At 70.7% G+C, this 11,589-nt stretch carries 7 protein-coding genes and 1 pseudogene; 6 read left to right on the top strand and 2 right to left on the bottom strand.

The features are described from left to right. The first annotated feature begins 56 nt into the window (after positions 1–56). Together ACFY16_RS32380 and ACFY16_RS32375 are read left to right on the top strand one after the other, a co-directional pair. Entirely contained in the window at positions 57–971 is a 915-nt protein-coding gene (locus tag ACFY16_RS32380) for a hypothetical protein (RefSeq protein WP_390650768.1), read from the top strand. A gap of 80 nt (positions 972–1,051) precedes the next feature. After that, positions 1,052–1,366, top strand: a complete 315-nt coding sequence (locus tag ACFY16_RS32375) for a hypothetical protein (RefSeq protein WP_390650767.1) — start codon at positions 1,052–1,054, stop codon at positions 1,364–1,366. Positions 1,367–1,446: 80 nt separating this feature from the next. On the opposite strand, the gene ACFY16_RS32370 is transcribed toward ACFY16_RS32375, so the two are convergent. Both ACFY16_RS32370 and ACFY16_RS32365 read right to left on the bottom strand, forming a co-directional pair. Then, positions 1,447–6,087 (bottom strand): FtsK/SpoIIIE domain-containing protein, encoded by a 4,641-nt coding sequence (locus ACFY16_RS32370; RefSeq protein ID WP_390650766.1) that lies wholly within the window; start codon positions 6,085–6,087, stop codon positions 1,447–1,449. Continuing rightward, positions 6,084–7,487 (bottom strand): hypothetical protein, encoded by a 1,404-nt coding sequence (locus ACFY16_RS32365; RefSeq protein WP_390650765.1) that lies wholly within the window; start codon positions 7,485–7,487, stop codon positions 6,084–6,086. Before ACFY16_RS32365 ends, ACFY16_RS32370 begins: the two co-directional genes overlap by 4 nt. Positions 7,488–8,129: 642 nt before the next feature. Here ACFY16_RS32365 and ACFY16_RS32360 point away from each other — a divergent pair. From ACFY16_RS32360 to ACFY16_RS32345, 4 genes and pseudogenes are all read left to right on the top strand, one after another. Beyond that, on the top strand, positions 8,130–8,849 hold the full coding sequence (locus ACFY16_RS32360; RefSeq protein WP_390650764.1) for a pyrimidine reductase family protein: 720 nt from the start codon (positions 8,130–8,132) through the stop codon (positions 8,847–8,849). Positions 8,850–9,268: 419 nt separating this feature from the next. Further along, the gene (locus ACFY16_RS32355; protein ID WP_390650763.1) at positions 9,269–9,736 is read left to right on the top strand and encodes an SsgA family sporulation/cell division regulator; all 468 of its coding nucleotides are present in this window, start codon (positions 9,269–9,271) and stop codon (positions 9,734–9,736) included. 181 nt (positions 9,737–9,917) lie between these two features. After that, positions 9,918–10,772, top strand: coding sequence for a Bax inhibitor-1/YccA family protein (locus tag ACFY16_RS32350; protein WP_390650762.1), 855 nt, complete (start codon positions 9,918–9,920; stop codon positions 10,770–10,772). 150 nt (positions 10,773–10,922) lie between these two features. Then, positions 10,923–11,528: pseudogene (locus ACFY16_RS32345) on the top strand (cytochrome P450); the annotation flags it as partial. Positions 11,529–11,589: the final 61 nt, after the last annotated feature.

Genomic DNA, 11,589 nt, shown 5'->3' with positions numbered 1-11,589 from the left:
CAACACACGTGTCAATCGACGGCCAGGTGTCGGTGAGGCGACCGGAGGGAGAGGACATGCCGGACTTCGACGTAGCGATCGACTACGAGTTGCTGAGGCAGCTCGCCGCTGACACGGAACGGCTCAAGGACCAGCTAGCGGATTCCCGGCTGATGGGCCATGAATCCTTCTACAGCAAGCGCGAACTCGGCGGGGCGTTCGGCCACGTCAACCTCTTCCTCTTGCACTGGTCGGGCCCCTGGGAGAATGCCAGGGAGCTGCTGGAGAGCCTGAGCGGCACCTACAAGGTCGCGTCCCAGAAGTGGTTCGAACTGGACGCGAGCTTCGCCACCCAGGCCAACGTCCAGGCCGCGGCCTGGTATCACAGCGCGTGGGACATGAACAAGAAGGCCTACGACAGCTGGAAGTGGCTGACGGAACACAGCATCACCGTCCACGCCTGGGACAAGAACGGCCACGAATACACAAAGCAGCAGATGCTGGCCGATCCCAATGACCCGAACGCCCCGAAGCCTCCGGGGCTCGAACCCGGCGGCTATGAGTACTACCACGACGGCGACGGCACCAACAAGGTCCACAACTCGACGCAGGCGACCTTTGACTCCGACGGCAAGGTGAAGTCGAGCGACACCACGATCGACGACATGGGCGGTGGCCTGTCGTACCACGAGCACACCGACCACTGGGACGACAACAACTACACGACGACGATCACCCACACCGACGGGTCGAAGACGGTCATCGAGGTGCACGGCGACGGGAACGGCAACGGCAGCAAGATCGTGACCAACACCGACAAGGACGGCAAGACCGTCGACGTGTCCAGCTACACCGGTTCCGGCCTCAACTCCTACGACGGCGCCAAGTGGACGAACAACGACCCGAACGCCGAGGACAACGACGGGGGCGGCGAGGACGACGACTCCGGTGGCACCCAGAACTCGAACACCGGCGTCGGCAGCACGTTCTGACACACCCGCAGCACATTCACATCACACCTACAGCACACCCGTCAGCCGCCCTGGCCGGCGACAACATCCAAGGAGCCCTCATGCCCAACAACAACGTGCAGCTCGAGTACGCCCAGATCGACAAGGTCGCCACGGAGCTGAACCACGCCGTGGTGGCCATCAACCCGCAGCTGATGGGGTTGAAGAACTCGGTGATTGTCCTCCTCAACGACGGTCTCTTCCTGCAGCAGACCAGCCCGGCCATGCAGCACGCCTACGAGCAGTTCACCGCCCAGCTGACGTCGATCGTCAGCAAGATCGAGGACTTCGCCAAGCAGTTCACGTCGATCAAGACCCAGATCGACGACATGGACCGGACGATGGCCGCGCAGATCAAGGGCGACGGCAACAAGTAGCACCGTATCGCCCGCCGGGGCACACGGAAGGGGCGCCGCTCGACGCGGCGCCCCTTCCTTTCGTGCGTTCTCACCGCGCCTCAGCGCGCGTCGGCGCCCTCGGTCTCCGGCACCAGAACGGTCATCAGGGACCCCGCGTCGTCGACCGTGAAGGCACGCCCCGGGACCCTGTTCACCCGGACCACGTTGTGCGGCAGCCGCAGCCCCAGGACGTCTCCCTCGCCGATGGTCTGCGGCGACAGCAGCAGGCCCTTGCGCGAGCGCCGCACCTGGCCGATCCAGGTGCTGAGCGGTGACACCAGCGCCTCGGCGGGACCGGCGATGGCCAGGCCGAGGGACCGGTCGCGGCCGGAGGAGGCGATGTCCCGCAGCATGGTGTCCACGGGTGACATGGACAGCAGGTCGGCGTCGTCCACCATGACGACACCGACGCCGCCGACCTTCTCCAGTGCCGCCTGCAGGTCCTGCTCGCTCGGGGCGGGCGAGGACAGCACGACCGCCTTGGGGTGGCCCTCCAGCCCGCGCAGCGGCGACTCCCGGGGGGTGATGGCCACCACGCCGGTCCCGGAGCGCAGCAGGGACGCCGCCAGGGACAACAGCGCGGTGCTGCGGCCGGATCCGGGCGGGCCGACGATCGTGTACGTCGAGGCGACACCGGCGAAGTCCACCCACACAGGGGCCACGTCGTCGCCGCCGAGTCCCAGCATCGCGGTCAGCGGGCCGCGTGGCGTCGTGCCGACGCGCTCGTACGCCTCCTTGAAGCTGATCGTCATCGGCAGTGTCTCGATGCGGAAGGGCCGCGCCGAGTCCGGCACGCCCAGGTCCCGGGCGGCCGCCTCCTTGCCGATCCGCTGCAGCGCCTCGGCCTGTTCCGGGCCGCTGAGACCGCCGGGCAGTACGGCGATCTGCAGTTCGCTGCCGGTGTCGGTGCGGAAGCCGCGGCCGGCCGGGATCACGGAGGGGACCTGTTCGCGCGGGATGCCGCTCATGGTGTAGTCGCTGACGTCGTTCATCCGCAGCAGCAGCTTGTTGTCGTTCAGCGCCGCGGTCCGTCCGGCCATCAGGGCCCGTTCGGAGGTGGCGACGACGTGCACGCCGACCGCCGCGCCCTCCCGGAGCAGCATCCCGACCTGGCTGATCATGCGGCCTTCCTCGATGTCGCCGACCAGTGCGCTCAGCGTGTCCCAGCCGTCGATGAACAGCATGAGGTGCGCCGGCCGCTGGTTCGGGGGCAGCGCCGCACGCAGCTCGGTGATGTTGCCGGCCGAGTGCGCGGTCATCAGCTCCTGCCGGCGTACGAGTTCGGCGGTGAGCCGGTTGAGGAGCCGGCCCGTGCGTTCCAGGTCGGCCCGTGGCACCACGGCGCCGGTGTGCGGCAGCGCGGAGAGCGCCGTCAGCGCGCCGCCGCCCGCGTCGATCGCGTAGAAGTGCAAGTCCGCACAGGAGTTGGCGCGGGCGAGCGCGCTGGCCATGGTGCGCAGCGTCTGCGACCGGCCCGAGCGCGGCATGCCCAGGACGAACAGGTGCGAGAAGGTGTCCAGGTCGAGGAACACCGGTGGCTGCGCCTGGAGTTGCGGCAGGTCCTCGCGGGCCCAGGCGGCCGGGACGAGCCGTCCGTCGCCGGTGGGGGCCGCCGGCTCCGGCAGGTCGGACAGGGTGAGGCTGTCGGCCAGCGGCGGCAGCCAGGGGCTGGGCTGCGGCTGGTGACCGGACGCCTGCGCCGCCTCCAGGAGCGCGTCGACCAGGGCCATCAGGTCGGTCGGCCCCTCCTCGTCCTCGAGGAAGGCGAACTCGTCCTCGGCTTCCTCGGGTGCCTCCACATGGCGGCCGAGGCCCTGCCAGGACAGCGGGGTCATCCACAGTCCCGTGTCCTCGTCGGAGAATTCGGGCTGCGGCCCGGTCTGCTCGGCCGGGTCCTGACCGGATCCTTCCGGCGAGCCGGCGGCGGGCGCGGTCTCGCTCTGCGGGCGCGGGGCGCCCACGTAGGCGGTCTGGAAGCTCATCGCCGAACGGTGCCCGAGCCGCACGAGGGCACGCCCCGGGGTGGCCGCGGAGATGCTCGCCGCGTCCGGTACGTCCAGCACGTCGGTGCTCTCGTTGGCGTCGGTGACGCGCAGCGAGATCCGCAGGTTGGTGTTGGCCCGGATGTCGCTGGTGACCACACCGGCGGGCCGCTGGGTGGCCAGCACCATGTGCAGGCCGAGGGAGCGACCGCGCTGGGCGATGCCGACCAGGCCGGGGATGAAATCGGGGATCTCCCGGGCGAGGGTGGCGAACTCGTCGATGACCAGCAGCAGGCGTGGCATCGGCGGCAGGCTCGGGTCGCGGCGGCGCAGCGCCCGGTACTCGGGGTGGTCCTTCGCACCCGCCGCGGCGAGCATGTGCTCGCGGCGCATCAGTTCAGCCGTCAGCGAGGTCAGCGCGCGCTGGACGAGGTGGCTGTCGAGGTCGGTGACCATGCCCAGGGTGTGCGGCAGCCGCACACAGTCCTTGAAGGCGCTGCCGCCCTTGTAGTCGACCAGCACGAAGGTCAGTTCGTCGGGGCGGTTGACCGCGGCCAGCGAGGCGACGAAGGTCTGCAGCAGCTCGGACTTGCCGGAGCCGGTGGTGCCCGCGATCAGCGCGTGCGGGCCGTCCTTGACCAGGTCGAAGGCGACCGGACGGTCGAAGCCCTGGCCGACCAGCGCGGACGTGGAGGCCGGACGGCGGTTCCAGCGCTGGACCACCTCCTCGGCGGTGGGGGGTTCCAGGTTCAGGAGGTCCAGCAGGGAGACGTTGTCGGGCAGTCCGCCGCCGGCGTCCGGGGTGACGTCGTGTACCGGGGCGATGCCGCGGGCCAGGCGTTCGGCCCACTCGGAGGTGACGTAGTCCGGGCGGATGCCGGTGATGTCGGGCAGTCCGGTGCGCCGCAGCGTCAAGGTGTCCTTGGCGATGGACACGACCGCGCTGGCCTCTTCGGGGAGCATCCGCTCCTCGCGGTCCAGGCACAGCAGGTGGATGCCGCGCAGCGGACCCTCCTTGAGGACCTGGACCATGCCGGGGACGTCGCGCAGTTCGCGCGCTCCGTCCAGGACGACCAGGACGTCGGGCTCGCTGAGCAGCGCGCCGCGCAGCGTGGCCTGCTGCGCCTGGTTGCGGTTGCGGATGACGTTGATCAGTTCGGTGACCCGGTTGGCGACGGTCTCGGGGTCGTTGCCGAGCAGGATGACGGGTGCGTTGTCCTGGGAGGCGGACAGCCCGGACCGGGCGTGCGGCAGCCAGCGGGCCCATTCCCACGCGTCGGCGGTCTTGTTGTCGGTGAGCACACAGATCTTCAGGTCGCGCGGGCTGTGCAGCACGGCGGCCTGGGCCACCGCCCAGCGGGCGAGCGCGCGGGCGGGTTCCTCGGGGCCGGCGACGCCGACGACCCTGCTGCCGGCGAGGTCCACGCCGATGGGCATGTCGGGGATCTGCCAGCAGACGGTGCGGTGGTTGTCCTCGCGGGCGCCGTCGTCGATCTGGAGCAGCGACTGCTGCTGGGTGGTGCCGATGCGCAGGACGAGGTTGTCGGGGTCGGACGGGCGGCGTTCCCACAGGCGGGCGCCGGGGCCGACGGCCATCAGTCCGACGACCGCCGGGTCCGGGGCGGAGGCGATCCGTACGCGCCGCTCGTGGTCGACCTTGGCCCGTACGTCCGCCTCCAGGGAGGCGCGGCGCAGCCGGTAGTTGGCGACGCCCTCCAGGTACTCCTTGCGACCGCCGCGCCGTCCGCTGATCCAGTTGCCGATGCCCAGGACCGGGCTGAGCACCATGAACGCCAGGTAGATGATGGAGTGGAAGAGCCAGACCATGGCCACGCCCATGAACATCGGCGCGATGATCACCAGGAAGGGGAGGGGCCGGCGCTTGGGGGGTCCGGGCGGGCCGGGCAGCCGGAAGGTCTCCGGCTGGAGCGGGGGCAGCAGCCGGGGCGGCCGGTTGAAGTCCAGACTGGCCTTCGGCGACGCGACCACCGCTGCGTCGGCCCGGGTGGGCCGGACCACGCGCAACAGGTGCTCGCCGATGACGAGTTCACCGTCCAGTTCCCACCGTGTCCAGCCGCGGGGAAGCCCGTCGGGCTCGTGTTCCTCGGGGTTCGGGTCGGGTTCCGGCGGCAGTGCGGCCACGTCCACGCGCGGGCGTGGCGGCGGCGCCTCGGGGAGGGACAGCCGGACCTGTCCGTCGCCCTCGGGCAGCACGGTGAGGACCGTGCCGTCCGGACGCACGGTCAGGCGCACTCCCTCCTCGGGAACGCCCTTGCCCGCCAGGCGTACGGAGCTGCCTGCCCGGGGGCCGATCAGGTGGGTGCCGATGCCGAGGTGATGCACCTGACCGGCCTTGGGGCCGCCGATCATCTGCATCTCGACCACGGGGGCGGAGCCCGGTGCCTTGGGCGTGGGCATCTCGTCGCGGGCAGGACCGTAGACCGATTCGGTGCCGGTCACGGGCCGGCCGAGGCCAAGGGTGCTGCCGTCCCGGATCCCGGAGGAGGCCAGGACGGTGTCGGGGTCGAGCATCCGGTCGCCGAGGTAGAGCGGGACGTCCACGCTCTCCTGGGCGGCGTCCGGTTCCTCGGGAGCGGTGCCCCGGTGCGCGGCCAGCAGTTGCGGGGTCAGCCTGCGTACGGGGGTGGCGGCGGCCGCGTTGACGAGTACGTCGCGCTGCTCCCGCTGTTCGTCGACGGTGGTGACGAGGAGCTTCACGGCTCGTTCCGCCTTTCGGCTCGGGGATTCTCGTAGGACTCGGCGTCAAAGGGTCCGGCGGCCGAGACGCCGGTGATCTCCGGTTCGGCGAACAGGTCGCGAACGGCTGGAGCCAGGGGTTCCGGGGCCGGTGCGGGCGATGCTCCGGCCGGGGCCGTGCTTCGCGCGGCGGATGCCGCGAACGGCCCCGCCAGGACCGTGCCGCGAGCCGGTGGTCCGGCTTTCGAGGCCTGGTGGGCGACGGGGGTGGGAGCCGGGGACGGTCGCGGCCCGGGGCCGGACGCGGACGGCTCCGGCACGAGGTGGCGCGGGTCCGGGCCGGCGGGCGGCCGCGGACCGGTCGGGCGCACCGGTCGGCCCTTCGGCTGAGAACGGGGCGCGCGGCTCTTGCGGACGGTGCGGGCGACGGCGGGACCGAGCGGCGCGGCGTCGGTCTCGATGCCCAGGCCGGGTGTCTCGGTACGGCCGCGCGAGTTGACCCGGATCTCCCAGCGGTGCACTGACATCGGGCCGACGACCAGGGCGCACAGCAGTCCGGCGTCGGCCATCTCGGCCAGCCGCGCCGCCTGTTCGTCGTCCGGGGTCGCGCACACCACGACCACCGGCCGGCTGCGCTCGGACGCCGCAGCGGCCAGGGTGTCCAGCAGCGAGTCCAGGTCGGGACCGTCGAAGCGCGGGTGCACACCGCGGGCCACCAGCACCTGCGCCGCCCCGCCCGGCAGGTCGAGATAGGCCGCCACCGCCTGGACGAACGCGCGGGTCGCCCGGCGCTCGCCGTAGGTGCTCAGGATGCGGGGTCCGCGCAGCAGGTCGAGGAAGACGACGCCCTCGTCGCTCAGGCCGAGCGGCACCAGAACCCTGGGCGTCCCGTCGCCGTCCTCGTCCGGCGCCGCGAGGTCCTCGGCGTCGAGGGCGGAGGCGTACCAGACGAGCGGGTCGTCGTCGGTCTCCCACGGATGCCCGGGTGCCGGCACGTCCCGGCCCGCGAGGCGCACGGCGACCTCGCCGCCGTCGCGCCGGGTGGCGGGCCGGACCGTCACCGCGAAGCCGAAGGCCTGGGCGGCGGCAGGGCGGACAGCTGAGTCGGCGCCGTCGAGGGCGTGGTGGGCGACGGCCGCGGTGTGCTCCGCGGCCAGCAAGCGGGTCAGCTGCCGTACAGCCGCACGGAAACGCAGGAACTCCCGCACCGGCGCCGAGAACGCCTGGCGGGTCAGGCGCACCTGGCGGGTCAGCCGGCGCCAGGCCCGCCGCCGGCCTCCTTGCCTGCGCACCAGCCAGCGCAGCAACAGCCACACCAACAGCAGGAGTTCGGCCAGCGCCAGGATCAGTGCGCTCGCACCCGAGTTCCAGGAGAGGGCGATCGTACTGTCCGCTTGGGCCACCGGTATCCAGCTTTCCACCGGACCCACCTGATGGATCTGCACGAGAACCCCTCGATACCCTCGATATGTCGCGACCGGAGGACGGCCGGGTTTCTCGCCGCCGACTCACATCTGGCAGGCCGACGAGGCCGTGATGAACACAGTTCGGCACATGTGCGAAGTGGGTGTCCACCTCGGACCTGTGACCGTCCCGGCCGCGCAGGTGTGACCGCGGCCGTCTTTCCGCCACCGTCGCAGCCGAGTGTAAACGGAAACGTGTCCTCCTAACACACCGGCCTGGTTCGACTGCCCACACATGGGTGCCACGCCGCCGGCTCGCGAGGTGCCGACCGGAGACGAACAGCTCTGAGCGGACCTCGTCGAGCGCCTGTTCCGGAGGTCGTCCAGACACTCCATGCAATCCACGCCACTTCAGCGGCAACTTTCAGCCAGACACTTCCCGTGCCGTGCGGTGCGACGGATGCTGTCGTTGCCGTCCAGGCCCACGGGCAGACATGTCACGCCGGGCAGAGACCTTCCCCTCCCACTCCGCGTCGTGAGATGCGACCACGGCAGGGTGCTCACATCGGCCCCGGACGTGCGCCCTCTTCTTGCCCCTCTGTTGTCCATGGAAGTGAGCGATCGAACGTGCAAAGCCTGTTTCCCGCGCCCGCGGTGCCCGTGAACGGACACGAACTGGAAAAGTTGTACGACTACCCCGCTGATCTCGACCGGGCTTGGGTGCAGGCGAACTTCGTCGCCAGCGCGGACGGGGCGGCCACCGTCGACGGGGACTCCGAGTGCCTGTCCGGGCCTGCCGATCGCAGCGTCCTGGGGCTGGCCAGGGATCTCGCGGACGTCATCATGGTGGGTGTCGCCACCGCCGTTTCCGGCGCGTACCAGAAGATCCGGGTCGACCCCGCCCGGCGCACCGCGCGTGGCCTGCGTCCCCAGCCGCCCATCGCCCTGGTCACCAATCGATGCTCGCTCGGGCCCGACTCGCCGCAGATCGCGGACTGCCCCGTACCACCTGTCGTGATCACGTGCCGTAACGCGCCGCGGGCGGCGAAGAGGGATCTGATCGCGGCGGGCGTGGATCTGGTGACGGTCGGAGAGGACACGGTGGATCTGCGGGGTGCGCTCGGCGCGCTCGCGGAACGCGGTCTACGGAGGGTCGACTGCGAAGGGGGACCGACCTTGTTCGGCGGGCTGATCAGCGAGGACCTGATCGACGCTCTGTGTCTCACCGTGGCGCCGGTCGTCGTCGGCGGACTCGACGGACGGATCGCCACACACCCGTTGGCCGCGAAGTCACGGCCCATGGCCCTGGAGTCGGTCCTGCAGGCCGAGGGGTCCCTGTTCGTGAAGTACCACCGTCTTCGTGACGGCGGATCGTGGTGAGCCGGCCCGGCCGCGCCGCCGTGCCCGCCGGACGCGGTCCGCGTCAGGGCACCACCTGGGAGCGGGAGGAGTCCCCTGTCCTGCCCGGTGACGTGTGACACACAGCCGATTGAAGTACGTTTTCCCTTGAAGATACATGTACATCGGTCGCGGCCGTCCGGCGCCTGTCGCCCGCCGTGCCCGGTGCCGGCATCGGCAGACAATTGACTTACGTCACCTCTGCCGGTGGCCCGCGGGAGACATCCCAGCACCCCCTCGGCGCCGGTGCGGGCGCCAATAGCGTCACGCATGGGCGCCGGTGTTCCGTCAACTGCCCGCAGCCGGCCCCGCCTTTGACCGTCAACTGACCGATGTGCGGGCTCCCCGCCTGGCGAAGAGTTGTGGACGCAGACTTCGTCCCACGGAGGGGAACTCCTGTCATGCACCGTGATCAGTCACCCCTGCGGGCGCGTTCGGCGCCCGAGCTTGTGCCTTCGCTGTTCCTTGATCTCGACCAGATGCTCGACGAGTTCACCCGGCTGCCGATGCGGGCGAAGTTCAGCTTCGACCCGGACATGCCGGCCGTGATCACGGTCGAGTTCCTGGCCGAACGGGGACCGAGCCTCAACTGGCGCATCGGCCGCGGGCTCCTCCATCTGGGCCTGTCGGCGATGAGCGGATCCGGCGACGTCCGGATGTGGCCGACGCTGCCCGGCGAGCGGCCCTCGTCCTGGCTGCTGCTCGAGTCGCAGGAGGTGGAGGCCCTGTTCGAGGTGCCCACCGCGCAGCTCGCGGAGTGGCTCGACGCGACCTACCGAATCACCTCGTCCGAGGCGGAGATGGACGGTCTGGACTGGGACGACTTCCTGATGGAGCTGCTCGACGGCCCGGGAACGCACTCCGAGTGACCGTCACCGGGTCCGCCCTCGGATGACTTGCTTCTCGATTCGTCACCTGTCAGAGTGGTGACGAACAGGGTTGCCGTCGTCGGCCCGGTGCGTGGTCAACGCCACACGTATGCCGCCCCGGGCGCCCGATGACAACGCTTTGCCGCAGGCCGCGCGTGTGCGGCGGACGAGGAGGAATGACGTGAGGACCAGCAACCCGATCTTTTCCCGCTGGGGCGCCGCCCGTGACACGGACCGGGCCGACACCTACGCGCGCCGGCCGGTGGGCTCCTCGGTAGGAGGCCGGCCGACGGACGACTACCTGGCCAACCCCTACGCCCCCGGTGCCGACACGTCCGCGCAGACCGGCCGGAACGCCGTCACGATGGACGACGTCCTCGTCCGCACCGGCATGACGCTCGGCACCGTGGCCCTGACGGCCGTGCTGTCCTGGCTGCTGCTGCCGGTCGACGAGGCGAACCTCGGCAAGTCCTACGGCCTCGCCGTGGGCGCGGCCCTCGTCGCCTTCGTCCTGTCGATGATCCAGGCCTTCAAGCGGACCCCGTCCCCGGCGCTGATCCTCGGCTACGCGGCGTTCGAGGGTGTGTTCCTCGGCGTGCTCTCCAGCACGGTCTCGACGTACCTCTCCCCCGGCGTGGTCGTACAGGCGGTGCTCGGCACCTTCGCCGTCGCCGCGGGTGTGCTCATCGCCTACCGGATGCGCTGGATCCGGGTCGACCAGAGGTTCACCGGGTTCGTCGCGGCCGCCGCGACCGGCTTCCTCCTGCTGCTGGTCGCCGACGCCCTCTTCTCCCTCTTCGGCGCGGGCAACGGCCTCGGCTTCCACAGCGGCGGCCTCGGCATCGTCTTCGGTGTCATCGGCATCCTGCTCGGCGCGGCCTTCCTCGCCCTGGACTTCAAGCAGGTCGAGGACGCCGTCGCCTACGGCGCCCCGCGCGAGGAGGCGTGGCTCGCCGCCTTCGGTCTCACCACGACGCTGGTGTGGATCTACCTGGAGGTGCTGCGCGTACTGACCATCTTCAACAGCGACAACTGAGTTCCCCCGAGTTCTCCGATGCCGGAGGGGCACGCGTACCGCGCGTGCCCCTCCGGCGTGTCCGTGCGCGGCCCCATCTCCTGATCTTCCACGACATCCGGCTCGTTCTCATGACGACGAGCTGATGGCAGGAAATGGAAGAGACGCGCCCGGAACGACCTGCTGTCCGCCCTGGTCGCCGTACAGGACGAGGAGGACGGTCGGCTCTTCGAGGAGGAAGTCGTGGCCACGGCCATGATGCTGGTCGTCGCCGGTCACAAAAGCACGGTCAACCTGCTGGGAAACGCCGTGCTGTCCCTCCTACAACACCCTGACCAGCTACGGCTGTTGCGCGGACGGCCCGAGCTGATGCCCGGGGCAGTGAAGGAGTTCCTGCGCCACGACACCTCCGTCGAGCGCTCCACCAGTCGCCACGCGGCCGAGGGCATCGAACTGGACGGGATGCCGATCCTCCGGGGCAGCGTGATCGTCGCCACGCTCGGCGCGGCGGGCCGCGACGCCCCGCAGGCCGAGGACGACGGCCCCGCCGTACTCGACGTGACCCGGCCGGGCGCCCGTCATCTTGCCTTCGGACACGGCATCCACTACTGCCTGGGCGCCCCGCCGGTCCGTGTGGAGAGCACCAGCGCCCCGCGCACCCTGCTCGCCCGCCTCCCCGAGCTTGAACTCGCCGTCCCCGCCGACTCGTTGGAGTGGATCGGCTCCGGCGTCGTCGGCGGCGGGCTGTCCCTTCCGGTGCGCTACCGCGTCGGCTGACGCCCCGCACGACGAACGTCCCGGCCCGCGCCGTGGAGGCGCGGGCCGGGACGTTTCGGAA

This window comes from Streptomyces sp. NPDC001315 (genome assembly GCF_042896175.1).
Taxonomy (GTDB): Bacteria; Actinomycetota; Actinomycetes; order Streptomycetales; family Streptomycetaceae; genus Streptomyces.
This window is presented reverse-complemented; position numbering and strand designations above follow the sequence as displayed.